General features: G+C 69.5%; 20 protein-coding genes. 14 read left to right on the top strand and 6 right to left on the bottom strand.

Annotated features, from left to right (window positions below; genetic code table 11):
* Positions 1 to 10: 10 nt before the first annotated feature.
* The 5 genes from FHU31_RS01030 (at position 11) to FHU31_RS01010 (ending at position 4,572) form a co-directional block, all read left to right on the top strand.
* Complete coding sequence (locus FHU31_RS01030) at positions 11 to 787, top strand: LLM class F420-dependent oxidoreductase (RefSeq protein WP_090359487.1); 777 nt, start codon at positions 11 to 13, stop codon at positions 785 to 787.
* A 1-nt stretch (position 788) separates the two neighbouring features.
* Positions 789 to 1,466 (top strand): GntR family transcriptional regulator, encoded by a 678-nt coding sequence (locus FHU31_RS01025; RefSeq protein WP_167154779.1) that lies wholly within the window; start codon positions 789 to 791, stop codon positions 1,464 to 1,466.
* Positions 1,467 to 1,564: 98 nt separating this feature from the next.
* Positions 1,565 to 3,271 (top strand): ABC transporter substrate-binding protein/permease, encoded by a 1,707-nt coding sequence (locus FHU31_RS01020; RefSeq protein WP_234901233.1) that lies wholly within the window; start codon positions 1,565 to 1,567, stop codon positions 3,269 to 3,271.
* Complete coding sequence (locus tag FHU31_RS01015; protein WP_167154773.1) at positions 3,271 to 4,032, top strand: amino acid ABC transporter ATP-binding protein; 762 nt, start codon at positions 3,271 to 3,273, stop codon at positions 4,030 to 4,032. Before FHU31_RS01020 ends, FHU31_RS01015 begins: the two co-directional genes overlap by 1 nt.
* A gap of 69 nt (positions 4,033 to 4,101) precedes the next feature.
* On the top strand, positions 4,102 to 4,572 hold the full coding sequence (locus tag FHU31_RS01010; RefSeq protein WP_090359493.1) for a MarR family winged helix-turn-helix transcriptional regulator: 471 nt from the start codon (positions 4,102 to 4,104) through the stop codon (positions 4,570 to 4,572).
* Here FHU31_RS01010 and ggh read toward each other — a convergent pair.
* On the bottom strand, positions 4,569 to 5,909 hold the full coding sequence (ggh, locus tag FHU31_RS01005; RefSeq protein ID WP_090359495.1) for a glucosylglycerate hydrolase: 1,341 nt from the start codon (positions 5,907 to 5,909) through the stop codon (positions 4,569 to 4,571). The genes FHU31_RS01010 and ggh overlap by 4 nt on opposite strands.
* Positions 5,910 to 5,976: 67 nt before the next feature.
* On the opposite strand from ggh, the gene FHU31_RS01000 reads away from it, so the two are divergent.
* Positions 5,977 to 6,651 (top strand): SDR family oxidoreductase, encoded by a 675-nt coding sequence (locus tag FHU31_RS01000; protein WP_167154770.1) that lies wholly within the window; start codon positions 5,977 to 5,979, stop codon positions 6,649 to 6,651.
* A 2-nt stretch (positions 6,652 to 6,653) separates the two neighbouring features.
* Here FHU31_RS01000 and fdhA read toward each other — a convergent pair whose 3' ends face one another.
* Entirely contained in the window at positions 6,654 to 7,868 is a 1,215-nt protein-coding gene (fdhA, locus tag FHU31_RS00995) for a formaldehyde dehydrogenase, glutathione-independent (protein WP_090359499.1), read from the bottom strand.
* Positions 7,869 to 8,051: 183 nt separating this feature from the next.
* Positions 8,052 to 10,904 carry a leucine--tRNA ligase gene (gene leuS, locus FHU31_RS00990; RefSeq protein ID WP_167154767.1) on the bottom strand — a complete coding sequence of 951 codons (2,853 nt, stop codon included), beginning with the start codon at positions 10,902 to 10,904 and terminating at the stop codon, positions 8,052 to 8,054.
* A gap of 174 nt (positions 10,905 to 11,078) precedes the next feature.
* Here leuS and FHU31_RS00985 point away from each other — a divergent pair, with 174 nt between their 5' ends.
* Together FHU31_RS00985 and FHU31_RS00980 are read left to right on the top strand one after the other, a co-directional pair.
* Positions 11,079 to 12,134 (top strand): LpqN/LpqT family lipoprotein, encoded by a 1,056-nt coding sequence (locus tag FHU31_RS00985; protein WP_167154764.1) that lies wholly within the window; start codon positions 11,079 to 11,081, stop codon positions 12,132 to 12,134.
* Positions 12,135 to 12,165: 31 nt separating this feature from the next.
* Positions 12,166 to 12,543 (top strand): hypothetical protein, encoded by a 378-nt coding sequence (locus FHU31_RS00980; protein ID WP_167154760.1) that lies wholly within the window; start codon positions 12,166 to 12,168, stop codon positions 12,541 to 12,543.
* A 1-nt stretch (position 12,544) separates the two neighbouring features.
* Here the strand turns inward: FHU31_RS00980 and FHU31_RS00975 are convergent, their stop codons facing one another.
* Positions 12,545 to 13,150: a YqgE/AlgH family protein gene (locus FHU31_RS00975; protein ID WP_090359505.1), complete on the bottom strand. Its 606-nt coding sequence runs from the start codon at positions 13,148 to 13,150 to the stop codon at positions 12,545 to 12,547.
* A gap of 122 nt (positions 13,151 to 13,272) precedes the next feature.
* On the opposite strand from FHU31_RS00975, the gene FHU31_RS00970 reads away from it, so the two are divergent.
* A complete protein-coding gene (locus tag FHU31_RS00970; protein WP_167154757.1) occupies positions 13,273 to 14,571 on the top strand; it encodes an MFS transporter in 1,299 nt (432 codons plus the stop codon).
* Between the two features lie 10 nt (positions 14,572 to 14,581).
* Positions 14,582 to 15,358: a TIGR03084 family metal-binding protein gene (locus tag FHU31_RS00965; protein ID WP_167154754.1), complete on the top strand. Its 777-nt coding sequence runs from the start codon at positions 14,582 to 14,584 to the stop codon at positions 15,356 to 15,358.
* A 7-nt stretch (positions 15,359 to 15,365) separates the two neighbouring features.
* Here FHU31_RS00965 and FHU31_RS00960 read toward each other — a convergent pair whose 3' ends face one another.
* Both FHU31_RS00960 and FHU31_RS00955 read right to left on the bottom strand, forming a co-directional pair.
* A complete protein-coding gene (locus FHU31_RS00960) occupies positions 15,366 to 15,854 on the bottom strand; it encodes a pullulanase (protein WP_167154751.1) in 489 nt (162 codons plus the stop codon).
* A gap of 15 nt (positions 15,855 to 15,869) precedes the next feature.
* A complete protein-coding gene (locus FHU31_RS00955; RefSeq protein WP_090359513.1) occupies positions 15,870 to 17,333 on the bottom strand; it encodes a CCA tRNA nucleotidyltransferase in 1,464 nt (487 codons plus the stop codon).
* A gap of 174 nt (positions 17,334 to 17,507) precedes the next feature.
* On the opposite strand from FHU31_RS00955, the gene FHU31_RS00950 reads away from it, so the two are divergent.
* The 4 genes from FHU31_RS00950 (at position 17,508) to sigM (ending at position 24,963) form a co-directional block, all read left to right on the top strand.
* On the top strand, positions 17,508 to 18,281 hold the full coding sequence (locus FHU31_RS00950) for an NUDIX hydrolase (RefSeq protein WP_167154748.1): 774 nt from the start codon (positions 17,508 to 17,510) through the stop codon (positions 18,279 to 18,281).
* 152 nt (positions 18,282 to 18,433) lie between these two features.
* Positions 18,434 to 20,770 (top strand): hypothetical protein, encoded by a 2,337-nt coding sequence (locus FHU31_RS00945; RefSeq protein ID WP_167160477.1) that lies wholly within the window; start codon positions 18,434 to 18,436, stop codon positions 20,768 to 20,770.
* Positions 20,767 to 24,279 carry a murein biosynthesis integral membrane protein MurJ gene (murJ, locus tag FHU31_RS00940; RefSeq protein WP_167154745.1) on the top strand — a complete coding sequence of 1,171 codons (3,513 nt, stop codon included), beginning with the start codon at positions 20,767 to 20,769 and terminating at the stop codon, positions 24,277 to 24,279. The genes FHU31_RS00945 and murJ overlap by 4 nt, the downstream gene beginning before the upstream one ends.
* 108 nt (positions 24,280 to 24,387) lie before the next feature.
* A complete protein-coding gene (sigM, locus tag FHU31_RS00935) occupies positions 24,388 to 24,963 on the top strand; it encodes an RNA polymerase sigma factor SigM (protein WP_167154743.1) in 576 nt (191 codons plus the stop codon).
* The last annotated feature ends 6 nt before the right edge of the window (positions 24,964 to 24,969 follow it).

The raw sequence follows: 24,969 nt of genomic DNA, 5'->3' as shown, positions 1-24,969 counted from the left end.
GTTGGTCCCTATGACTCGTATCGGCGTTCAGCTGCAGCCCCAGCACTCCCCCAACTACGGTCATCTCCGCGACGCCCTGCGCCGCTGTGAAGACCTCGGCGTGGACATCGCGTTCAACTGGGATCACTTCTTCCCGCTCTACGGCGATCCCGACGGTGCGCATTACGAATGCTGGACCATGCTGGGGGCCTGGGCCGAGCAGACCTCGCGGATCGAGATCGGCGCGCTGGTCAGCTGTAACTCCTACCGCAATCCCGAGCTGCTCGCCGATATGGCCCGCACCGTCGACAACATCTCCGACGGCCGGTTGATCCTGGGCATCGGGTCGGGCTGGAAGGAGAAGGATTACGACGAGTACGGCTACGAATTCGGCACCGTCGGAAGCAGACTCGACGACCTGGCCGCGGCCATGCCGCGGATCACTTCCCGGCTGGGCAAACTCAACCCGCAGCCGGTGCGCGAGATCCCCATCCTCATCGGCGGTCAAGGTGAACGTAAGACGCTCAAACTGGTCGCCCAGTACGCGCACATCTGGCATGGATTCACCACCGCCGAGACCTACCCGGACAAGGCCGCCGTGCTGGACCGGCATTGCGCCGACGCCGGACGCGACCCGGCCGCCATCGAGCGGTCGGCCGGCGTCGACCGCAGTGGCGACGGCCTGATCGCCAACGCCGAAGCGGTGACCGCACTGGGTGTTTCACTGCTGACAGTCGGGGTGAACGGCCCGGATTACGACCTTTCGGCGGCCGAAGAACTGGTCCGGTGGCGCGACAGCCGCCGGTGACATGCCCAAGCGGTACGGCGTCAACGAACGTGACCAGGTGGTCGCCCACGTCGCGCAGCTGATTCTGACCGGCAAGCTCCGTTCCGGAGACCGGTTGGACCGCAACGAACTTGCCGCTGCGCTGGGGATGAGCCGGGTCCCGGTCCAGGAGGCCGTCGCACAGCTCGAGCACGACGGTGTCGTGGCCACCCGCTATCACCGCGGCGCGTTCATCGCGCGTTTCGACGCGCGCGTGCTGCTGGAGCACTACCACCTGTACGGGGTGCTCAACGGTCTCGTGTCGGCGGGTGCGGCCGCCGAGGCGAGCACCGAGACCATCGGACGGCTCAAGGACCTCGTCGGCGCGCTGCGCAGCGAGAACTTCCACGACATCGCGTGGGAGTACCGGCAGCTGCTGGTCGAGCACCATGCCGGACCGCGGTTACAGGCCGCGATCGGTGCGGCGCAGACCTTCATCCCCCGGGCGTTCTGGGCCGACCACCAACACGTCGGGCCGGTGCTGTTGGCGCACTACGTGGCCGAGACGAACGCCATCGCCGTCGGGGACCCCGATGCCGCGCGCGCCGCGTGTGAGAGGGGCGCGGCCCACATGGGCCGGGTCATGCTCGCCGAGCTGGTGCGCCGCGGCGTCCTCGCACCGCTGATACCGTCCCGCGGCGTGCACCGGGATTCCGAATGAGCCGAACTCGCCGCCTTCCGCCGCGCACCGGTTACGTTGCCACGATGACGTCTGTTCCGAACCGCGTCGGCCGGGCGGTGCTCTGCGTGCTGATCGCCATGATGGCCGGTGCGCTGGCGTTGGCCGCACCCGCGCACGCCGACCAGTGCGCCCCGCCCGGCGTCGACAGTGCCAGTGCCCTCCCGACGAACCTGGCGGCCGCCGCCAAGGGTCCCGACGCCGACAGGTACACCACCGCCGGCGTCGAACCGCTGCAGAGCATCGACATCAAGACGCTGGGACTCGGCGTCCCCGGGGTGCTCACCGTGGGCACCCTGTCCGATGCACCACCGAGCATCTGCATCAACTCCGCCGGCCAGTTCACCGGATTCGACAACGAACTGCTGCGCGCCGTCGCCGACCGGATCGGCCTGAAGATCAACTTCGTCGGCACCGACTTCTCCGGCCTGCTCGCCCAGGTCGCCTCCCGCCGTTTCGACGTCGGGTCGTCCTCGATCACCACCACCGACGCGCGGCGCAAGACCGTCGGCTTCACCAATGGCTATGACTTCGGCTACTTCTCGCTGGTCGTGCCGTCCGGGTCGCCCATCGCCGGGTTCTCGCAACTGGCCAAAGGGCAGCGGATCGGCGTCGTCCAGGGCACCGTGCAGGAAGCCTATGTGGTGGACACCCTGCACCTGGATCCGGTGAAGTTCCCCGATTACAACACCGTCTACGCCAGCCTGAAGACCCGTCAGATCGACGCGTGGGTCGCGCCGTCGCAGCAGGCGGTCGGCACCGTGCAGCCGGGCGATCTGGCCGTCATCGTCGAAAACACCTTCAGCCTGGACAATTTCGTCGCCTGGGCCGTCGCGAAAGAGAACAAGGCGCTCATCGACGCGCTCAACTCGGGGCTGGATGCGGTGATCGCCGACGGCACCTGGGCTCGGCTGTACGCCGACTGGGTGCCCCGCGCGTTGCCGCCGGGTTGGAAGCCGGGCTCGAAAGCCGCTCCGGTGCCGCAACTTCCGGACTTCGCGGCCATCGCGGCCCAACACGCGGGCGCACCCGCCGCGGGCGGCGCCGCGCCCAAATCCACCCTGGCCCAATTGGGTGCGGCGTTCCTGGACTGGGACCTCTACCGGCAAGCCATCCCCGACCTGTTCAAGACCGGGCTGCCGAACACGTTGATCCTCACCGCCGGCGCCGCCGTCATCGGGGTGATCCTCGGTCTGGTGCTGGCCATCGCGGGCATCTCGCGCTCGAGGTGGCTGCGCTGGCCGGCGCGGGTGTACACCGATATCTTCCGCGGCCTGCCCGAGGTGGTGATCATCCTGGTCATCGGGTTGGGTATCGGACCCATCGTGGGCGGCCTGACCGGGAACAACCCCTACCCGCTCGGGATCGCCGCGCTCGGGTTGATGTCGGCGGCCTATGTCGGCGAGATCTTCCGGTCCGGCATCCAGAGCGTGGAGGCCGGACAGTTGGAAGCCTCGCGCGCACTGGGCTTCAGCTACCGCTCGTCGATGCGGCTGGTGGTGGTGCCCCAGGGGGTGCGCCGCGTGCTGCCCGCGCTGGTGAACCAGTTCATCTCGCTGCTGAAGGCGTCCTCGCTGGTGTACTTCCTCGGCCTGGTCGCCAACCAGCGGGAGCTCTTCCAGGTGGGACGTGACCTCAACGCCCAAACCGGTAACCTGTCCCCCCTGGTGGCGGCCGGCTTGTTCTACCTGCTGCTGACCGTCCCGTTGACCCATTTGGTGAACGTCATCGACGAGCGCCTGCGCACCGGCCGCCAGCCGGCCCCGGTGCAAGAGGAGATGATCTGATGGCCGACCCAGGGGCGAGCGAAGCGACGGGGAAAGTTGCGGTTTCCTTGGCAGCCAAGGACATTCACCTCTCGTTCGGGCCGAACAAGGTGCTGCGCGGGGTGGACGTCCAGGTACCCGCCGGCAGCACCGCCGCGATCATCGGGCCGTCGGGCTCGGGGAAATCGACGCTGCTGCGCACCCTGAACCGGCTCTACGAACCCGACCGCGGTGACATCCTGCTCGACGGCCGTTCGGTGCTCAAGGACAACCCCGATGTGCTGCGCCAGCGGATCGGCATGGTGTTCCAGCAATTCAACCTGTTTCCGCACCGCACCGTGCTGGACAACGTGACGCTGGCGCCGCGCAAGCTCAAGGGCATGTCCGTCGAGGCGGCGCGCGAGGTCGGCCTGGCCCAGCTGGACCGGGTTGGTCTGCGGCACAAGGCCGATGTCCGGCCGGCCACGCTGTCCGGTGGCCAGCAGCAGCGGGTTGCCATCGCGCGGGCACTGGCGATGTCGCCACAGGTGATGTTCTTCGACGAAGCGACCTCTGCGCTGGATCCCGAACTGGTCAAGGGCATCCTGGAATTGATCGCCGAACTCGGCTCGGGCGGGATGACCATGGTCATGGTCACCCACGAGATGAGCTTCGCGCGGTCCACCGCCGACACCGTCGTGTTCATGGATCACGGCAAGGTCGTCGAATCCGGTCCGCCGGAGCAGATTTTCGAGGCGGCCGAAACGGAACGGTTACGCCGTTTCCTGTCGCAGGTACTGTGAGGTCCGCGTGACGGGAAACTTCGTCACGGAGCCGACCCGGCAGGAACAGACAGGTTAGACTAGCGAATTATGGTCGAGACCGAACCGCAGGTCGCTGAGCTGGCCGGGGAGCTCCAGCGGGTGCTTTCCAAGCTGTTCTCCGTGCTGCGTCGCGGTGACACCACCAACAAGAGCCAGGCCGGTGACCTCACGCTGGCCCAGCTGTCGATCCTGCTGACTCTGCTGGACTGCGGGCCCATCCGGATGACCGAACTGGCCGCCCATGAGCGCGTCCGCACACCCACCACCACCGTCGCCATCCGCCGCCTGGAAAAGCTCGGGCTGGTCAAGCGTTCCCGCGACCCGTCGGACCTGCGTGCGGTCCTGGTCGAGGTCACCCCGCGCGGCCTCGTCCAGCACCGCGAGGCACTGGAGGCCCGGCGCACGTTCCTGGCCGAGATGTTGGCCAAGCTCAGCGAGGACGACCAGCGCACGCTGGCCGCCGCGCTCGGCTCCCTGGATCGGCTGGGCGATCAACCCCCGACCGAGAAGTCCAACTAGCCCAACCAGTCGAGTACCGCGGCAGCGGTCCAGGACTGCTGCATGCTGCCGAGCGGCTCGCCGGTGAACGGTTCGTAATACTCGGCGAACGTGCCATCGCTGGCCTGGCGCAACCCTTCCCGGCGCAACACCGACGACCGCTCGGCCCAGCCCCGCCGGGCGAAACACCACGAGAACAGCCATGTCATCACCGGCCACACCGGGCCACGCCAGTACTCCCGCGGCCGGAAGTCCCGCGATACCGGCGAGGTGGACGGGATCAGCGAGTACTTCAGGTCCGGATGCCCGCAGAACCGCGGGCCTTCCAGCAGTTTGAGCAGGGCCCGCTCCTTGTCGTGCGGCAGCCCGCCGCACAGCAGCGGGGAGAACTGCGCGACCGTCTCGGTGGCCACCCACTTCTCCGACCTGAGATCGAAATCCCTTGCCGCACCGGATCGTTCATCGGCAGTCTCGATCACACCGGCGCGGAACCGGTCGGCCCAGGCGTACAGGTCGCGGACATCGGCGTGCGGTCGCTTGTAGTCCTCACCGATCTCGGCCAGCACGGTGCAGGCCACCGAGAAGACCGCCGAGACGAAGACGTCCTCGACAGCGAAACTCATCACCTTGGGCAGCAGCTCGTCGTCGTAACGCGCCGACTTCATCTCCTCGAGCAGCCACAGGTAGCGGTCGTACTCCAGATCCGACGGACGCTGTGTCGAGTCGGTGTTGATCTTGTTGTCCTCGCGCTGGTATTCCGGCACGTTGCCCGGAATCACGTTGGCGTACGCACTGTCCCAGCGTGGCGAGTTGTCCATGCCGGATTCCCAGCCATGGTAGAGCGTGACGCGGCCGTGGCCCTGCTGATCGCGGCTCTCGGCCAGCCACCGGTGCCAGCGCACCAGATCGGCCCAGCGCCGGTCCAGGAACGCCTCGGCGACGGCCCGGGTGGAGCGGCCCCTGGTCTTGGCGCGGTCCAGGATCCGCTGCACGGCGATGGCGTGCACCGGCGGCTGGGTGATGCCGGAGGTGTGCCTGGTGCGGGGGGCGTTGGCGGCCAGCGCCGAGGTGGCCCACCGGGCCGGGCCCGGGAAGTAGCCGTCCACCCCGTTGGCGAACACGATGTGCGGGATCATGCCGTTGCGCCACTGTGCGGACAGCAGAGTGTCGAGTTCGACGACGGCCCGCTCGACGCTCAGCGGCGCCAGACCGATCGCGACGAAGGCGGCGTCCCAGCTCCACATGTGCGGGTACAGCAGCGGTGCCGCGGTGGTCATCACGCCGAGGTCATTGCCGCGCAGCAGATAGGCCGCGCGGGCGGCGAGTTGCGTGGGGGCGAAGCTCGGATCGGGGGGCATCGCATCAATCATGCGACGCCGGACGTCATTCTGCAGATTGGCACGTCGCGATCGGTACCCTCGACTGGTGCCGACCGCATTGATCACGGGCGCCGCCGGCGGCATCGGCTCCGCCATCGCCGCCGCGCTCGCCCCCACCCACACCCTGCTGTTGGCCGGCCGGCCCTCGGCCCGGCTCGATGCGCTCGCCGAACGTCTCGGTGCCCCGACCTGGCCGCTGGAGCTCACCGACCCCGACTCGATCGAGGCCGCCACGGAGGTGCTCAGCGAGCTCGACGTGCTGGTCCACAACGCCGGCGTGCTCTACCCGGGGCGGGTCGGGGAATCCTCGGCCGAGCAGTGGCGGGCCAGCTTCGAGGTGAACGTGACCGGTGCGGTGGCGCTCACCCTGGCGCTGCTGCCCCAGCTGCGGGCCGCCCGCGGGCAGGTGGTGTTCATCAATTCCGGTGCCGGCCGCACCGTATCCGCAGGTATGGCGTCCTATTCGGCGAGCAAGTTCGCGCTGCGGGCGTTCGCCGATTCGCTCCGTGCCGACGAACCATCGCTGCGGGTGACCTCGGTGTTCCCGGGCCGCACCGATTCGGAGATGCAGCGCGATCTGGTCGCCTATGAATCGGGCGGGGAGAAGGACTACGACCCGGCGCGGTTCCTGCGCCCGGAAACCGTCGCCGAGATCGTCGCCCATGCCGTGGCCACCCCGGAGGATGGCCACGTGCACGAGATCGTCGTCCGCCCCCGCTGACCTCAGGCCGGGACCATGCCGTGCGGGTCCAGCACGAACTTCTGCGCCACGCCTGAGTCGAACGCGGCATAGCCTTCCGGGGCGTCCTCCAGCCCGATCACGGTCGCGTTCACCGCATCGGCGATATGGGCCTTGTCGTGCAGGATGCTCATCATCAGGCCGCGGTTGTACTTCAGCACCGGGCACTGCCCGGTGTAGAAGCTGTGGCTCTTCGCCCAGCCCAGCCCCAGGCGGACCTTCAGCGTGCCGTGCTTGGCGTCGTCATCCGTCCCGCCCGGATCACCGGTGACGTAGAGGCCCGGGATTCCGAGCGATCCACCGGCCCGGGTGGCGCTCATGATCGAGTTCAGGACCGCCGCGGGTTGCTCCCCGGCCCCGTGGCCGTGCCCGCTGGCCTCGAATCCCACTGCGTCGACGGCACAGTCGACCTCATTGGTGTGCAGGATGTCGGCGATCTGGTCTTCCAGCGTGGCGTCGGCGCTGATGTCGATGGTCTCGCAACCGAATGATTCGGCCTGCTTGAGGCGCTCGGCGTTCAGGTCACCGACGATCACCACGGCCGCACCCAGCAGATGTGCCGAGTACGCCGCGGCCAGACCGACCGGCCCCGCGCCGGCGACGTACACCGTCGACCCCGTGGTGACGCCCGCGGTCTTGGCGCCGTGATAGCCGGTGGGGAAGATGTCCGACAGCATCGTGAGATCGCGGATCTTGGCCAGCGCGGCATCACGGTCGGGGAACTTCAGCAGGTTGAAGTCGGCGAACGGCACCATGACGTAGTCGGCCTGGCCGCCGAGCCAGCCACCCATGTCGACGTAGCCGTAGGCCGAGCCCGCGCGGGCGGGGTTGACGTTCAGGCAGATCCCGGTCTGCCCCTCGCGACAGTTCCGGCAGCGCCCGCAGGCGATGTTGAACGGCACCGAGCAGATGTCCCCGACTTCCAGGAACTGGACGTCCGAACCTTTCTCGACGATCTCGCCGGTGATCTCGTGGCCCAGGGTCTGGCCGATCGGCGCCGTGGTCCGTCCGCGCACCATGTGCTGATCCGACCCGCAGATGTTCGTCGACACGCACTTGAGGATGACGCCGTGGTCGGCCTTGCGGCTCATCCCCATCGCCTCGGCGACCTCGGCGGGCACCTCGAGTTTCGGGTACGGCAGTGTCTCGACGGCCACCTTGCCGGGACCCTTGTAGACGACGATCCGGTTATCACTCATCGCGCACTCCAACCCGGACCGCGATCACCGTATGTCGTTCTCTCAGACGGGATTTCCGCCGACATCGCGCGGTCCTGGAGCCCAGTATCCGCGCGCCGATATGCGAAAAGGCGAATACGTGCTCATCGGCAGCGGAAACTAACCGAACGGTGGGGACCATGCCCCACCGCTCGGGGGTTCCCCTCAGACGACGAGGTTGACCAGCTTGCCCGGCACCACGATGACCTTCTTCGGGGTGGCCCCGTCGAGGAATGCCAGCACCTTCTCGTCGGCCAGCGCCGCGGCCTCCAGGGCCGCCTTGTCCGCATCGGCCGGCACCGTGATCTTGCCGCGCAGCTTGCCGTTCACCTGAACCGGCAGTTCGACGGTGTCGTCCACCAGATAGCGCTCGTCGGCGACCGGGAACGGGCCGTGCGCCAGCGGGGTCTCGTGGCCCAGGCGGCGCCACAGTTCCTCGGCCAGGTGCGGTGCCAGCGGGGCGACCATCAGCACCAGCGGCTCGACCGCCGCGCGGGCCGTCACCCCTTCCTTGGTCAGGTGGTTGGTGTACTCGATGAGCTTGGCCGCGGCGGTGTTGTTCCGCAGTGCCGCATAGTCTTCGGCCACCCCGGCGATGGTCTTGTGCAGGGCGCGAAGCGTGTCGTCGGACAGTGCCTCATGCTCGGCGACCCGTTCGGCGCCGGTGGTCTCGTCGACCACCGCGCGCCACACCCGCTGCAGGAAGCGGTGCGCACCGACGACATCCTTGGTGGCCCAGGGCCGCGACGCCTCCAGTGGTCCCATCGACATCTCGTAGACGCGCAGGGTGTCCGCGCCGTACGCGTCGCAGATCTCATCCGGCGAGACGGAGTTCTTCAGGCTCTTGCCGATCTTGCCGAACTCCTGGTTGACCTGCTGGCCCTCGAACCAGAATTTCCCGTCGCGTTCCACGACTTCGGCGGCGGGCACATAGCTGCCGCGCGCGTCGGTGTAGGCGAAGGCCTGGATGTAGCCCTGGTTGATCAGACGGCGGTAGGGCTCACTCGAGCTGACGTGCCCCAGGTCGAAGAGCACCTTGTGCCAGAACCGTGAGTACAGCAGGTGCAGCACCGCGTGCTCGACGCCGCCGACGTAGAGGTCCACGCCGCCCGGGTCATGCGGGCCGTGGATCTCGGGCCGCGGGCCCATCCAGTAGGCCTCGTTCTCCTTGGCGCACAGCTCGTCCGGGTTCTGCGGGTCGGTGTAGCGCAGCTCGTACCAGGAGCTGCCCGCCCACTGCGGCATGACGTTGGTGTCCCGGGTGTAGGACTGCAGCCCATCGCCCAGATCGAGTTCGACGTGCACCCATTCGGTGGCCTTGCCCAGCGGCGGCGACGGCTCGCTGTCCGCGTCATCCGGGTCGAAGGACACCGGCGCATAGTCCGGGATGTCCGGAAGTTCCACGGGGAGCACAGATTCCGGCAGCGGGTGCGCCCGGCCGTCGGCGTCGTAGACGATCGGGAACGGCTCACCCCAATAGCGCTGGCGGGCGAACAGCCAGTCCCGCAGCTTGAATTCGACGCGCGCGCGGCCGCGGCCGTCGGCCTCCAGCCGGGACACCACCACATCCTTGGCGTCCGCGACGCTCAGCGCGTTGAGGTAGTCGCTGTTGACCAGTTCTCCGTCGCCGGTATACGCCTGCTCCGAAACATCGCCGCCGGCAATGACTTCCACGATCGGCAAACCGAATTCGGTGGCGAACTCCCAGTCCCGCTGGTCGTGACCGGGCACCGCCATGATGGCGCCGGTGCCGTAGCCGGCCAGCACGTAGTCGGCGATGAAGACCGGAACCTGTTGTCCGTTCACCGGATTGGTGGCGTAGGCGCCCAGGAACACCCCGGTCTTCGACTTGTTCTCCTGGCGCTCCAGGTCCGATTTGGCCGCGATGGCCGCGCGGTAGGCCGCCACCGCCTCCGTCGGGGTGGCCGCGCCGTAGGTCCAGCGCTCGTCGACTCCGGCCGGCCAACTGCCCGCCGTCAGCACGTCGACCAGATCGTGTTCGGGGGCCAGCACCAGATACGTCGCGCCGAACAGCGTGTCGGGCCGGGTGGTGAACACCTCGACGTCGCCGGCGTCAGTGCCGAACAACGCGCTGGCGCCCGTGGACCGGCCGATCCAGTTGCGTTGCATGGCCTTGACCTTGTCCGGCCAGTCCAGGTGGTCCAGATCGTCGAGCAGCCGGTCGGAGTAGGCGGTGATCCGCATCATCCACTGCCGCAAGCGTTTCCGGAACACGGGGAAGTTGCCGCGGTCGCTGCGGCCGTCGGAGGTCACCTCTTCGTTGGCCAGCACGGTGCCCAGCCCGGGGCACCAGTTGACCATCGAGTCGGCGCGGTAGACCAGGCGGTGACCGTCGACCAGATCGGCGCGCTCGCCGGCCGACAGCGTCGCCCAGTCCCGGCCGTCGGGCACCGGGCGGGCCCCCGAGGAGTATTCGGCGATCAGTTCGGCGATGGGGCGGGCGCGGTTGAGGGCAGGGTCGAACCAGGCGTTGTAGATCTGCAGAAAGATCCACTGCGTCCACTTGTAGAAGTCCACATCGGTGGTGGAGAAACTGCGCCGGGTGTCGTGGCCCAGACCCAGCCGGCCCAACTGGCGCCGGAAGTTGACGATATTCGCCTCGGTGCGGGTGCGCGGATGCGTGCCGGTCTGTACCGCGTACTGCTCGGCGGGCAGACCGAAGGCGTCGAACCCCAGAGCGTGCAGCACGTTGCGCCCGGTCATCCGGAAGTAGCGCGCGTACACGTCGGTGGCGATATAGCCGAGCGGATGCCCCACATGCAGCCCGTCACCGGACGGGTACGGGAACATGTCCTGGACGAACATCTTGTCCGCGGGCACGGATCCGCCGTCGGCGGGCGCGAGCGAACCGACCGGGTTCGGCACGTTGAACGTGCCGAGCACGTTCCACCGCTCCTGCCAGTCGGCCTCTATCGCACCGGCCAGTTGCGCGTTGTAGCGATGGCTCGGAGCGTCGGCATCAGGGGAGGCGTCGGTGTCCGCCGGGGCGTCTGTCACGCCAAACAGGGTATAAGCGCCGCTCGAGGTGGCTTCGGCCACGGGTTGGTAAAGGTTCCGTTGCAGAGCGGTCAGCACACGGTTGCAGCTCGGTTCCGGCCCTGGTGACCACGCACCGGGCGCGGATACAGTCGGCCCCTGACTTGGGGAACGATCTGGAAGGACCGACGTCAGATGAGGAAAATTGGCGACGGCGGGGCCGTCCATCAGACTTCGCACCGCTGGCGGATTCTGATCGCTGGAACCGCGGCCGGTGTGGCCGGCGTGGTCGGGCTGGCCGGCAATGTCGCCGGTGCCGAGCCCCTGGCCCCACAACCGGCGCTGCCCGCACCCGCCACCGTCACCCAGACGGTCACCGTCACCCCGAACGCGAACCCGCTGGTGCCCGCACAGGCCGCGGGCGTGCCCGCCACCGCCCCCGCAGCCCCCGCCGCGGTTCCACCCGCCGCCGGACTGGCCGCGCCGGCCACGCCGGGCGTCTCGGTGGCCCCGGTCGCGACCGCGACCGCCACCATGGCCCAGCCGGTCACCATCCCGCTGAATCCCGACAACTCGGGCACCATCAAGGATTTCCTCAAGGCCAAGGGCGTCACGCTGGAGCCGCAGAATCCCCGCGATTTCACGGCCCTGCACATCGTGCTGCCGATGCCGACCGGCTGGTCGCAGGTCCCCGACCCGAACGTGCCCGACGCCTTCGCCGTGATCGCCGACCGGGTCGGCGGTGACGGCCTGTACACCTCCAACGCCCAGGTGGTCATCTACAAGCTCGTCGGCGACTTCGACCCCCGCGAAGCCATCCGGCACGGTTTCGTCGACAGCCAGCAGCTCACCGCCTGGCGGCCCACCGACGGCCGCATCTCCGTCATCAACGATGTGCCGACCTCGTGGATCGAGGGCACCTACCGCGAGAACAACATGACGCTCAACACGTCACGGCACAACCTGATCGCGACGGCCGGCCCGGACCGCTACCTGGTGTCGCTCGCGGTGACCACCGGGGCCAGCGTCTCGGTCGCCTCCGGCGAGGCCACCGACGCGATCATCAACGGGTTCAAGGTGCTGCCGCCCGGTGCCGTACCGGCCCCTGCGCCCGCCGCCCCCGCCGCCGCCCTGGCCGTCCCGGGTGCAGCCGCCACACCTGCCGCACCGGTGGCTCCCGCACCGGCGGCACCTGCCGCTCCCGCGGCCACCGGAGCCGTCGCGCCGCTGGCTCTGGGCCTCCCCGGCTGACGGGTCACGCCCGCCTCGTATCCTGGGGGGCATGCTCGTCGCCGCCGTGTTGTGTCTGTGTGCCGCGGCTGCCACCGCTGCCGTCGCCGGCTGGACGCTGAGCCGTCCGCATTCGGACGATCCCGTCCGCCAGATCCTGCGGGCCGTCGCACCCACTCAGTTCGCGGCGGCGGCCATGCTCGCCACCGGTGGTGTGGTGGCACTGGCCAAGCCCGGCACGATGGCGTTCCTCGTACTGATGGTGTGTGTCGTGGGTGCGGTCGGCACGGTCGCCGCCGGATGCTGGCAGAACGCGAAGCTGGTGGCCAGGGCCGAGGCCGCCGAGGAACTCGCCCGGGCACGCTCGGGCGTCGACGGCTCGGCCGGGTGCGCGGGATCGTGCGCCTCCTGCACCCTGTCCTGCAGCTGAGTCAGTTCCGGCTGATATCGATCGGGTGCGTCGCAAGCATCGACAGCGGTAGCGGCTGGCGACGCAGGACCCGGGCCCACAGATCGACCTTCGGCTCGACGTGGATATCCGTCGGCAGCGCCGACAGCACGATCCAGTCGTCCCGTTCGATCTCGCCCTCGAGCTGACCGATCGTCCAGCCGGAGTACCCCGCAAAGATCCGGACTCCCTCGACGACGGGGGCGATCGCATCCGGATCGGCATCCAGGTCCACCATCACCACCCGGCCCTGCACGTGGCGCAGCCCGGGCACCTCGGCCGCGCTCATCCCGGCCCGCAGCGTGGCCAGGCACAGCGCGGAATCCCGCTTCACGGGGCCGCCGATGAACATCGTCTTGGGTTTGAGTGCGAGCTTCGCCCACTGCGGCAGCACGTTGTAGACCGCGGTCTCGCTGGGCCGGTTGAGCACCACCCCGAGCGTGCCGCCCTCGTTGTGCTCGACGATGTAGATGACGCTGCGCCGGAACGTCGGCTCGAGCAGATCCGTCTCGGCCAGCAGCAGCGTTCCGGCGCGCACACGAGGTGCCGTCGGAGCCGTGTAATCCTCCGGATCCTCTGAGTGCGCCACCCGTTCATCATCGCACCAGCGACCGCGCGCGGTGACGAACGAGCACGGCCCGCCGGGATATTTGTAGTGTGGATTCTGGGTGCGGATCGCACGGTCCCGGCCCGGACAGGATCTGACACCACATGACGGACACCCGCCCACCTGACACCGGCTGGCAGGCGATCCGAGGTATGCCAGAATTCCGTCGGCTGCTCGAGTTGCGGGCCACCAGTCAGTTCGGTGACGGGCTGTTCCAGGCGGGACTGGCCGGCGCCATCCTGTTCGGTACCGAACGCGCGGCCACACCGACAGAGATCGCGCTGTCCTTCGCCGTGACGTTCCTGCCGTATTCCTTGCTCGGTCCGTTCGCGGGTCCGCTGCTGGACCGGTGGGATCGCCGGTTGGTGCTGGTCGGCGCGAACGTCGGCCGGTTGGCGATGGTGCTGGTGGTCGGCGCCGCACTGGCGTTCAGTGCCGACGATCTGGTGCTGCTGTCCGGTGCGCTGATCGTCAACGGGTTCACCCGCTTCGTCTCGTCCGGGCTGTCGGCCGCCCTGCCGCACGTGGTACCGCGCGACAAGGTCGTCGCGATGAACTCGGTGGCCACCGCCACCGCCTCGGTGGCCGCCTTCCTCGGCGCCATCTTCATGTTGGCGCCACGCTCGTTGCTCGGCGCCGACGATGTCGGCGCGTCGGCGGTGATCTTCCTGGCCGCGATACCGGTGGCCGGGGCGCTGTTGCTCTCGGTGCGGTTTCCCCCGCACGTCCTCGGCCCCGACGACACTGCCCGCGCGGTACACGGGACGGTGGCCTACGCGGTGTTCACCGGCTGGTTGCACGGGGCCAAAACCGTGGCCGCGGTGCCGACGGTGGCCGCCACGCTCAGCGGCCTGGCCGCGCACCGGATGGCCTTCGGCATCAACACCCTGCTCGTGCTCGTGATCGTGCGCCATGTCGGTGACAGGGACGTCGCCGGTATCGGACTGGGCACCACGGTGGTGTTCGTCGGCGCCGCGGGTATCGGGGCCTTGCTGGCGACCCTCCTGACCCCCGCGGTGGTCGGCCGCTGGGGCCGCTATCGCGCGGCCAACGGCGCGCTGGCACTGGCGGTCGTGGTCCAGTTGTGCGCGGTCACCCTGGCGCTGCCGGTGATGATCGGGTGCGGGTTCATCCTGGGCGCCGCCGGGCAGGTGGTGAAGCTGTGCGCCGACAGCGCCATGCAGATCGACGTCGACGACGCCCTGCGCGGGCATGTGTTCACCGTGCAGGACGCCCTGTTCTGGGTCTCGTTCGTGGTGGCGGTGGCAGCCGCGGCGGCCGTCATCCCCGTCGACGGTCGATCGGCACCGCTGGTGCTGGCCGGCGCCGGGCTCTACCTCGCCGGGCTCGCGCTGCACGCGTGGCTGGGTAGGCGGGTCGGCCCGGCGGAGGACCGCGGCTAGAGTCCACCCCATGGCTGGAGCAGCACCGATCGTCGCCGATCTGCGGGCCGAGAGCGATGTGCTCGACGCACTGGTGGCCGAACTGCCCGCGCAGGGCTGGCACACCCAGACCCCCTCCCCCGGCTGGACCATCGCCCATCAGATCGCGCACCTGTGGTGGACCGACCGGACCTCACTGCAGGCGGTCACCGACGAAGCCGCCTTCACCGAGGTGCTCGCCGAGGCGGCAAAAGATCCGCTCGGCTTCGTCGACGCGGCCGCCGAGCGGTTGGCCACCACCGCCCCGGCCGACCTGCTGGCCGGGTGGCGCGCCGACCGGACCCGGCTGCACGAGGCCTTGCTGAAGGTCGAGGACGGCCGCAAGCTGCCGTGGTTCGGACCGCCGATGAGCGCCGCCTCGATGGCCACCGCCCGGCTGATGGAGACCTGGGCGCACGGGCTCGACGTCGCCGACGCCCTCGGCGTCCGCAGGGAGCCGACGGCACGGCTGCGCTCGATCGCCCACATCGGGGTACGCACCCGTGACTTCGCCTTCAGCGTGCACGGGCTGACCCCGCCAGCTGCCCCGTTTCACGTGAAACTTCAAGCGCCCGACGGGGATTCGTGGTCCTGGGGGCCCGACGACGCCGCCCAGTCGGTGACCGGGTCGGCCGAGGACTTCTGCATGCTGGTCACCCAGCGCCGCGCGCCCGCCGATCTGGACGTGACGGCCGTGGGCGACGAGGCCACCACCTGGCTGACCATCGCCCAGGCATTCGCCGGCCCGCCGGGCGCCGGGCGCGGCTGAGTACGCCTCAGATCTCACTGGCCGAATCCGCCGCCCCATCGCCGTCGCTGTCGGTGAGTTTCACATCCCACTGCCCGTCGGCGTCGCGGTCGGCATAGGCCACCTCGCCGGCGAGCACCCGGTCGGCCAGGCCGTCGGCATCGGTGTCCAGCAGCCGGTCATCGGCCTGTCCGTCGGCGTCGAAGTCGACCAGCGGGCCGCCCGTCTGTTCCACCCCGTCCAGACCGAACCACCGCACCCGCCCGGCCCCGTCGACTGCGACCGCCCATGCGCCCGAACCGTCGTCGGTGAAAAGCGTTGCGGCCGCGCCCACATCGTGGACAGCGTGGTCGGCGAGTCCGTCATGGTCCAGGTCGGCCAGCGCATCGTCGATACCGCCGTCGCCGTCGAGATCCAGGCCGATGCCATCGACTATCCCGTCGCCGTCCACATCGACGACGGGTTCCCCGGTGAACATCGTCGCGCCGCCGTCACCGTCGGCCAGGCAGTAGTCCATACCCTGTCAGACGCATCAGGCCTGCTGCGCGTTCCACCATTCGCGAAGTTCTGCCACCGCTTCGTCGTGCTCGAGGGGGCCGCGGTCCAGCCGCAGTTCCTTGAGGTACTTCCAGGCCTGCCCGACCTGCGGCCCGGCCGGGATGTCGAGGATCCTCATGATCTCGTTGCCGTCCAGATCGGGGCGGACCCGCTGCAGGTCCTCCTTCTCCGCGAGCTCGGCGATCCGCGCCTCGAGATCGTCGTAGTTGGCCTGCAGCCGGGCGGCCCGGCGCTTGTTGCGGGTGGTGCAGTCGGCCCGCACCAGTTTGTGCAACCGGGTCAGCAGCGGGCCCGCATCGGTGACGTACCGGCGTACGGCGGAGTCGGTCCACCGCCCGGTGCCCGTCGAATCCGCGTAGCCGTGGAACCGCAGGTGCAGGTACACCAGCTGGGACACATCGTCGACCATCTGCTTGGAATACTTCAACGCGCGCATGCGCTTTCGGGCCATCTTGGCGCCGACCACCTCGTGATGGTGGAAGCTCACCCCGCCGTCGGACTCGTGCTTGCGGGTGTCGGGCTTGCCGATGTCGTGCAGCAGTGCTGCCCACCGCAGCACCAGGTCGGGCCCGTCGTCCTCGAGGTCGACGGCCTGGCGCAGCACCGTCAGCGAATGCCAGTACACGTCCTTGTGCTGGTGGTGTTCGTCGATGGCCATCCGCATCTGACCGACTTCGGGCAGCACCACATCGCCCAGCCCGGTCTGCACCATCAGGTCCACCCCGGCGACCGGGTCGGCACCGGTCAGCAGCTTGTCCAGTTCGGCGGCCACCCGCTCGGCGGTGATCCGTTCCAGTTGCGGCGCCATGTCCAACAGCGCCTCCAGGACGCGGGGCGCCACCGTGAAGCCGAGCTGGGACACGAACCGTGCGGCCCGCAACATCCGCAGCGGATCGTCGCCGAAGGACACCTGCGGCGCCGACGGCGTGTCCAGCACCTTGGCGCGCAGCGCCGCCAGACCACCGAGCGGGTCGCAGAACTCCGCGGGACCGTCTTCGCCGATCCGCACCGCCATCGCGTTGACGGTGAAGTCGCGGCGCACCAGATCCTCGTCCAGGCTGTCGCCGAAACGCACCTGTGGATTGCGCGTCACCTGGTCATAGCTGTCGGACCGGAAGGTGGTGATCTCCAGCCGATAGCCGTCCTTGCCGACCCCGATCGTGCCGAAGTCGATACCGGTGTCCCAGAGTGCGTCACCCCACCCGCGCAGGAACTTCAGCATCTGCTCCGGGCGGGCGTCGGTGGTGAAGTCCAGATCCGTGTAGTCGCGGCCCAGCAGCGCATCCCGGACACTGCCCCCCACCAGGTACAACTCGTGGCCGGCGGCGGCGAACGTGGCGCCCAGATCAACCAGCAGATGCCGGTATCGGCTCAGCGCCAACCAGGCGCCGGCCAGCAGTTCGGCATCGGCGGCGTCGGGAGTCGCGTCGTTCGGCACGGTCGGTGAGTCTAGTGACCGGGCGCGGGACGCCGATCAAGCGCACGAGGAACGAGAGCGCGCTGAGAAGTCGCGCCGTCGGCCGGGGTCGGCCGATAACGACCCGGCGACAGCCCGGCCACGACCGGGCCAGTGTGGCGGGAAGGGCACGCCGCTGCAGCTACTATCGCTTGGGTGTCGGACGGCGAACAAGCCAAACCGCGACGGCGCCGAGGGCGTCGCCGCGGTCGCCGTGCTGCCGGTCCACCCGCACCCGCCGCCGAGCAGTCCGCTGCGAACGCCGACCAGCCGGCCGCCGAGTTGACACCCACTCCGGCCAAACCAGGCCAGAACCGTCCGCAGCGCCCGCCCCGGCGCGCCCAGGAACGACTGCGCACCGTGCACGAGACATCGGCGGGCGGCCTGGTCATCGACGGTATCGACGGGCCCAAAGAGAGCCAGGTCGCCGCATTGATCGGCCGGATCGACCGGCGTGGCCGGATGCTCTGGTCACTGCCCAAGGGCCATATCGAGATGGGTGAGACCGCCGAACAGACGGCGATCCGCGAAGTCGCCGAGGAGACCGGGATCCAGGGCAGCGTGCTGGCGGCGTTGGGCAGCATCGACTACTGGTTCGTCACCGAGGGGCGCCGGGTGCACAAGACAGTGCACCATTACCTGATGCGATTCCTGGGTGGCGAACTCTCCGACGACGATGTCGAGGTCACCGAGGTCGCGTGGGTTCCGATCGGGGACCTGCCGGCCCGGCTGGCCTACGCCGACGAGCGCCGGCTGGCCGAGGTCGCGGGCGAACTGATCGAGAAGCTGCAATCCGATGGCCCGGCGGCGCTGCCGCCACTACCGCACAGCTCCCCGCGACGACGTCCGCAGACCCATTCGCACACCCGGAACCGTCGCCAGGAAGACTCGTCCGGCCGGCGGGCGAACGGATGCGGAAACGGCCCGTGAGTTCGGTGGCGGTCCGGCGTACCGGGTCGCTTCGCCCCTCACCGCTTCTTCGTTTCCCCGGGTCGCTTCGCTCCTGCCCGCTTGTTCGACTTCCCCGGTCGCTTCGCTCCTGCCCGCCGGTCCACGTCTTCCGCTTCCTCGCTGCCGCAGTACTGCTGATCCTGGTCGCCACCCCCGCCGTCTCGCCGCGCGCGGCCGCCGGTGAGCCGAGTTCCGCGCAGTTCCTGCACCTGCAGATCGACCGTGTCACCCCCGATATCGTCACGACCACCAGCGATGCCGTGGTCACCGTCGCCGGCACCGTGAGCAATGTGGGCGACCGGCCGGTGCGTGACATCGTCGTCCGGCTCGAACACGCCGCCGGCGTCACCGCCGCCCCCGGGCTGCGCAGCAATCTGTCCGGAAACCTGGACCAGTACGAACCCGTCGCCGACTTCATCACCCTGGCGCCCGAGCTGCAGCGTGGTGAGAAGGTCCCGTTCACCCTGAGCTACCCGGTGCGGGCCGGCGGCCAGCCCTCCCTGCACATCGACAAACCGGGCGTGTACCCCGTCCTGGTGAACGTCAACGGCACCCCGGACTACGGCGAGCCGGCCCGGCTCGACGATGCCCGCTTCCTGTTGCCGGTGCTCGGGGTGCCCGCCGATCCGACGGACACCGCCGGCACCGACGGGGCCCCGCCGGTCGGCGCCGTCGTGGCACCGGACACCACCAGACCGGTCGCCACGACGGTGCTGTGGCCGCTGGCCGATCGGCCCAGGCTGGCGGCCGGTATCCCCGGTGGCACCACGCCGGTGCGGTTGGTCGATGACGACCTGGCCACCTCGCTGGCCTCGGGTGGCCGGCTGGACACCCTGCTGACCGCCGCCGATTTCGCCACCAGCCCCGAAGTGGATCCCGACGGCACCGTCCGCACCGCGCTGTGTCTGGCGGTCGATCCGGACCTCCTGGTCACCGTCAATGCGATGACCGCCGGCTACGTGGTCAGCACCACCCCGGACGGCGGGCTGAACGCACCCACCCGGCCGGGCGCGGGCAAGGACGCGGCCGTCGACTGGCTCAACCGGCTCAAAGCGTTGGCACAACGCACCTGCGTGACGCCCACGGTGTACGCGCAGGCCGATGTGGACGCGCTGGCCCGGGTGGGCGACCCCACCCTGAACACGGCCGCGACCACCGGCGCCGCCGACATCGTGGACCAGATCCTCGGTATCAAGTCGGTGCGCGGTGCCGCCCTGCTCGGCGACGGGCCGATGACCGAGCGGACCGTGTCACTGCTGGCGGCGCAAGGCCCGACGGTCGCGATCGCCGCGGCGCCGCTGACCGCGAGCGGCGAGGACACCGTCGCGCTGGACCCGCGCCGCGACGCACCGCAGGTGGTCACCGCGCCGTTCGACCCGATGGTCGGGGCCGCGCTGGCCGGGGCCGGGACAGACCCGCAGACACCGACGTATGTGGACTCGTCGCTCACGATCCCGCTCGCCCATGACTCGCAGGTGGCCCGCCTGCAGGACGCGCTGGGTTCGCTGCTCTGGCGGGGCCTGCGACCGGATATCGAGCCCCGCACCCAGATCGTGATGCCCCCGCTGGCGTGGAATCTGCGGCCCGACGAAGCCCAGGCGGTGTTCACCGCGATCTCCAGCACGCTGCGCGCCGGTCTCGCCGTGCCGCGCCCGCTCCCGGCGCTGATCGACGAAACCCTGGCCGCGGCCCCCTCGGCGGCCGGACGCCCACCCGCCATCGACGGCAATCCGCGGGCCCGGTTCGACGACGACGTCATCTCCGGTATCGGCTCGACCACCACACGGCTCTCGGAGCTCACCGCCGCACTGACCACCGATCAGCAGACCGGCCTGACGGGTCCGCAGTACACCGCGCCGCTGCGCGAGGACATGTTGCGGGCGCTGAGCCAGACCGTACCTCCCGATGCACGCAACGGCCTTGCACAGCAACGGCTTTCGACCGTCCAGCGCACGCTCGCGGATCTGACCGGGGCGGTCACCATCGTGAACCCCGGCGGGTCCTACACGTTGGCCACTGAGCGCAGTCCACTGCCGCTGGCCCTGCGCAACGACCTGCCGGTGCCCATCCGGGTGCGGTTGCACATCGACGCTCCGCCCGGGATGACGGTGACCGACCCCGGCGAGATCGAACTACCTCCCGGCTACCTGCCGCTGCGGGTGCCGATCGAGGTGCACTTCACCCAACGCGTCGCCGTCGACGTCGCCCTGACCACAGTCGACGGGATGCCCCTGGGTGAGCAGGTCCGGTTGTCGGTGCATTCCAACGCCTACGGAAAGGTGCTGTTCTTCATCACCTTGACCGGCGGCGTCATACTCGCACTGCTGGTCGGACGCCGGCTGTGGCACCGGTTCCGCGGTCAGCCCGACCGCGCCGACCTGGTGCCGCCCACCCGTCCGGTGCGGGAACACCGGCCCGACCCGCTGGACACCGCACTGGCCCACGCCCCGGACGACGACACCCGATGAACGCACCGCAACACTTCCCGCGCCGCGCCACGTCGCCCGCTCCCCCGCCGCCGCAGCGCACCGAGCTGTCGGATTCGGCGGTCGTCTCGCGGTCCTGGGGTATGGCGTTCGCCACCCTGATCAGCCGGATCACCGGCTTCTTCCGCATCGTGCTGCTGGCCGCCATCCTCGGCGCCGCGCTGTCCAGTTCGTTCTCCGTGGCCAACCAGCTGCCCAATATGGTGGCCGCGCTGGTGCTGGAGGCGACGTTCACCGCCATCTTCGTCCCGGTGCTGGCCCGCGCCGAACGCGATGACGCCGACGGCGGAACGGCCTTCGTGCGCCGGCTGGTCACCCTGGCCACCACCCTGTTGCTGGTCACCACGATCATCTCGGTGGCCGCCGCACCGCTGCTGGTCGACCTGATGCTGGGCAGCGACCCGCAGGTGAACCGGCCGCTCACCACCGCATTCGCCTACCTGCTGCTGCCCCAGGTCATCTTCTATGGCCTCACCTCGGTGTACATGGCAATCCTGAACACCCGCAACGTGTTCGGGCCGCCCGCCTGGGCGCCGGTGGTCAACAACCTCGTGGCCATCGTGACGCTCGGGGTGTACCTGCTGGTGCCCGGCGAACTGTCGCTGAACCCCGTCGAGATGGGCAACGCCAAGCTGCTGGTGCTGGGCATCGGCACCACGCTCGGTGTCGTCGCGCAGGCCGCGGTGCTGCTGGTGGCCATCCGCCGCGAGCGGATCAGCCTGCGCCCGCTGTGGGGTATCGACGACCGGCTCAAGAAGTTCGGCACGATGGCCGCCGCGATGGTGCTCTATGTGCTGATCAGCCAGATCGGCTTGATCGTCGGCAACCAGATCGCCAGCTCGGCCGCCGCGTCCGGCCCGGCGATCTACAACTACACCTGGCTGGTGCTGCAACTGCCGTTCGGGATGATCGGTGTCACCGTGCTGACGGTGGTGATGCCGCGGCTGTCCCGCAACGCCGCCGCCGAGAACGGCCCTGCGGTGCTCGCCGACCTGTCCCTGGCCACCCGGCTGACCATGATCACGCTGATCCCGATCGTGGCGTTCATGACCGTCGGCGGCCCGGCGATCGGCACGGCACTGTTCGCCTACGGCAACTTCGGCGAGACCGACGCCGGCTATCTCGGCCAGGCGATCACCCTGTCGGCGTTCACGCTGATCCCCTATGCGCTGGTCCTGTTGCAGCTGCGGGTGTTCTACGCGCGGGAGCAGCCGTGGATCCCGATCGTGCTGATCCTGGTGATCACCGCCGTCAAGATCGTGGCCTCGGTGCTGGTCGGGCACCTGGTGCAGGATCCGGAGCTGGTGGCCGGCTACCTCGGGCTGGCCAACGGGCTCGGTTTCCTGGCCGGCGCCACCGTCGGCTATCTGGTGCTGCGGGCCAATCTCGCACCGCTGCTGCCGCCCAGAGCCGGCGGCCTGATCAGCGCGGACGTCGTCCGCACCATCCTGGTCACGATCACCGCCTCTCTGCTCGCCGGGCTCGCCGCGCACGTGGTGGATCGCCTCCTCGGGGTCGAGAAGCTCACCGAACACGGCGGAGCGGCCGGATCGCTGCTTCGGCTGCTCATCCTCGGCGTGATCATGCTGCCGATCATCGCCGGCGTATTGCTCGCGGCCGGGGTGCCCGACGCCCAGGCCGCGCTGCGCGCGGTGCAGCGGCGCCTCGGACGAGTGCCGACCGCGCCACCGGCACCGGGTATCTCCCAGCGCCCGGTACCTCCCGTCAATTACGCTGTTCAGAGCAATTCGTATGCACCTCAGCGCCCCGCCGGGACGGGCACGCGGAAAGGAAACATGGTGGCCGACCAACCCGGCAGCGGGTTCTCTCCCGGCGCTGACTCTCCGTTGGAGACGAGCGCCGGTTCCGGCGCGACCACACGCATCCCCACCGCCGGGGCCGATTCGCGGCCTGCGGTGGCAGATGACCTTCAGCCCGACGTCCCCGCCCGCGAGGCCCTGCCGTTCGATCCGCCACGTGAACCGGCGCTCGAGACCACCTCCCCGCCGGCCGGGGACGACGACGTACACCTCATCCCCGGCGCCACCCTTGCCGGCGGCCGGTACCGGCTGCTGGTCTTCCACGGCGGGCCGCCGCACCTGCAGTTCTGGCATGCCCTGGACACCGCCCTGGACCGCCAGGTCGCGCTGACGTTCATCGATCCCGACGGTCAGCTGCCCGAGAGCCAACTGCAGGACATCCTCAGCCGCACCTCTCGGCTGAGCAAGATCAACTCCCCGGGCATCGCGCAGATCCTGGACGTCGCCCGGACCGGGGCCGGCGGTTTGGTGGTCTCGGAGTGGATCCGCGGCGGCTCCCTGGCCGAGGTCGCCGAGACCACACCCTCACCGATCGGCGGGGCGCGCGCCATTCAGTCACTGGCCGCCGCTGCCGAGGCGGCCCACCGCAGCGGGGTGGCACTGTCGATCGACGATCCCAGCCGGGTCCGGGTGAGCATCGAAGGCGATGTGGCGTTGGCGTTCCCCGCGACGCTGCCCGACGCGACGCCCGAGGACGATATCCGCGGGATCGGCGCGGCGCTGTACGCGCTGCTGGTGAACCGCTGGCCGCTTCCCGAGGCCGGCGTGCACAGCGGGCTGGCCCCCGCCGACGTCGACAGTGCCGGGCAGCCCGTCGAACCGCGCTCGGTGGATCGCGACATCCCGTTCCAGATCTCGGCCGCCGCGGCACGCGCGGTCCAGGAGGGCGGCGGCATCCGCAGCGCCCCCACCCTGCTGAACCTGTTGCAGCAGGCCACCGCCGTCGCCGACCGCACCGACTACATCGCGCCGGTCGCCGGAACCGAACCGCCCGCCAACCCCAGCCCGTTCAGTGCGGTGCGGGCCAACGACCCGGAGTCCCTCGCGCGCCGTCGCAAGGGCCTGATCATCGGGCTCTCCGCGGCCGCCGTGATCGTCGTGATCGCACTCGTCGTACTGGCGTCGGTACTCAAAGGCATCTTCGGGGACGTCGGCGGTTCGCTCGACAAGGGCGACCTGGGGCTCAACGCCCCGAGCAGCACTGCCAACGCCGACGCCGGAAGTACGGTCAAACCGGTGCGCGCCACGGTGTTCTCGCCCGAGGGCGAAGCCGACGCACCGACCCTGGCCGGGTTGGCCATCGACGGCAATCCGGCCACCGTCTGGCCCAGCGACACCTATTCCGACCCCAACCCATTCCCCAATTTCAAGAACGGGGTCGGTCTGATGCTGCAGCTGTCGCAGCCGACGACAATCGGATCCGTCACGGTGAACACCACCGGCACGGGCACCGCCGTCCAGATCCGGGCCGCCCAGTCCGCGAACCCGGCCAAGCTGGAAGACACCACCGTCCTCGCCCCGGCCACCCCGCTGAAGAAGGGGGCCAACACCATCACCGTCGAGAACGCCTCACCGACGTCGTATGTGCTGGTGTGGATCTCCACGCTGGGCACCGTCGACGGGAAGAACCGCACCGACATCTCCGAGATCACCCTCAAAGCCAAGTCCTGACGGTTATCCCCAGCCTGTGCATTCCGGAAGGAGCAGGTCAACGCCTTATCCGGGCATACGCCAGAAGATCTGTCGGGAGGACCACCGCCGCCTCACTAGGGTTCGGCTGTGGGGAGTTTCGGGGGGAAGTCTGGCTGGGAACGCACGGATGCGCAGTTGCTGGCGGCACACGTCGCCGGCGACCGGTTCGCTTTCGAGGAGCTGTTCATCCGGTACCAACGGCCGCTGTACCGACTGGCCCGGTTCACCACCCACAGCCCGGAAGACGCCGGTGACGCCCTGCAGGACGCGATGCTGTCCGCGCACTGCGCAGCGGCGACCTTCCGGCATGGTTCCTCGGTGAGCAGCTGGCTGCACCGCATCGTGCTCAACGCCTGCCTGGACCGGTTGCGTCGGCGCAAAGCCCGCCCCACGACGCCGCTCGAGGACGGTGACGGGCCGGTGCACGACGCCACCGCACAGGTGGACACCGCGATCGTGGTGGCACAGGCGCTGATGCGGCTGCCCGTCGACCAGCGTGCCGCGGTGGTGGCCGTCGACATGCAGGGCTTCTCGGTGGCCGAGACGGCCCGGATGCTGGGTGTCGCGGAGGGCACCGTGAAGAGCCGCTGTGCCCGGGCCCGGGCCAAGCTGGCCCGCGCCCTGGCCGAACCGGCCGAGCGGGCCTTGCCGGTCGCGCCATGATGGAGC

The sequence above is a fragment of the Mycolicibacterium fluoranthenivorans genome, from assembly GCF_011758805.1.
Lineage (GTDB): Bacteria > Actinomycetota > Actinomycetes > Mycobacteriales > Mycobacteriaceae > Mycobacterium > Mycobacterium fluoranthenivorans.
Note: the sequence above shows the minus strand (reverse complement) of the source record. Positions and strands in the feature narration are given on the sequence as shown.

Bases quoted from the DNA above. Each gene is read 5' to 3' on its own strand.
- murJ (WP_167154745.1), top strand. From the start codon at position 20,767: ATGAACGCACCGCAACACTTCCCGCGCCGCGCCACGTCGCCCGCTCCC.
- FHU31_RS01015 (WP_167154773.1), top strand. From the start codon at position 3,271: ATGGCCGACCCAGGGGCGAGCGAAGCGACGGGGAAAGTTGCGGTTTCC.
- ggh (WP_090359495.1), bottom strand. From the start codon at position 5,909: ATGCCCCCCGATCCGAGCTTCGCCCCCACGCAACTCGCCGCCCGCGCG.
- FHU31_RS00960 (WP_167154751.1), bottom strand. From the start codon at position 15,854: ATGGACTACTGCCTGGCCGACGGTGACGGCGGCGCGACGATGTTCACC.
- FHU31_RS00985 (WP_167154764.1), top strand. From the start codon at position 11,079: ATGAGGAAAATTGGCGACGGCGGGGCCGTCCATCAGACTTCGCACCGC.
- FHU31_RS01010 (WP_090359493.1), top strand. From the start codon at position 4,102: ATGGTCGAGACCGAACCGCAGGTCGCTGAGCTGGCCGGGGAGCTCCAG.
- FHU31_RS01020 (WP_234901233.1), top strand. From the start codon at position 1,565: ATGATGGCCGGTGCGCTGGCGTTGGCCGCACCCGCGCACGCCGACCAG.
- FHU31_RS00965 (WP_167154754.1), top strand. From the start codon at position 14,582: ATGGCTGGAGCAGCACCGATCGTCGCCGATCTGCGGGCCGAGAGCGAT.
- FHU31_RS01025 (WP_167154779.1), top strand. From the start codon at position 789: ATGCCCAAGCGGTACGGCGTCAACGAACGTGACCAGGTGGTCGCCCAC.
- FHU31_RS01030 (WP_090359487.1), top strand. From the start codon at position 11: ATGACTCGTATCGGCGTTCAGCTGCAGCCCCAGCACTCCCCCAACTAC.
- FHU31_RS00970 (WP_167154757.1), top strand. From the start codon at position 13,273: ATGACGGACACCCGCCCACCTGACACCGGCTGGCAGGCGATCCGAGGT.
- FHU31_RS00980 (WP_167154760.1), top strand. From the start codon at position 12,166: ATGCTCGTCGCCGCCGTGTTGTGTCTGTGTGCCGCGGCTGCCACCGCT.
- fdhA (WP_090359499.1), bottom strand. From the start codon at position 7,868: ATGAGTGATAACCGGATCGTCGTCTACAAGGGTCCCGGCAAGGTGGCC.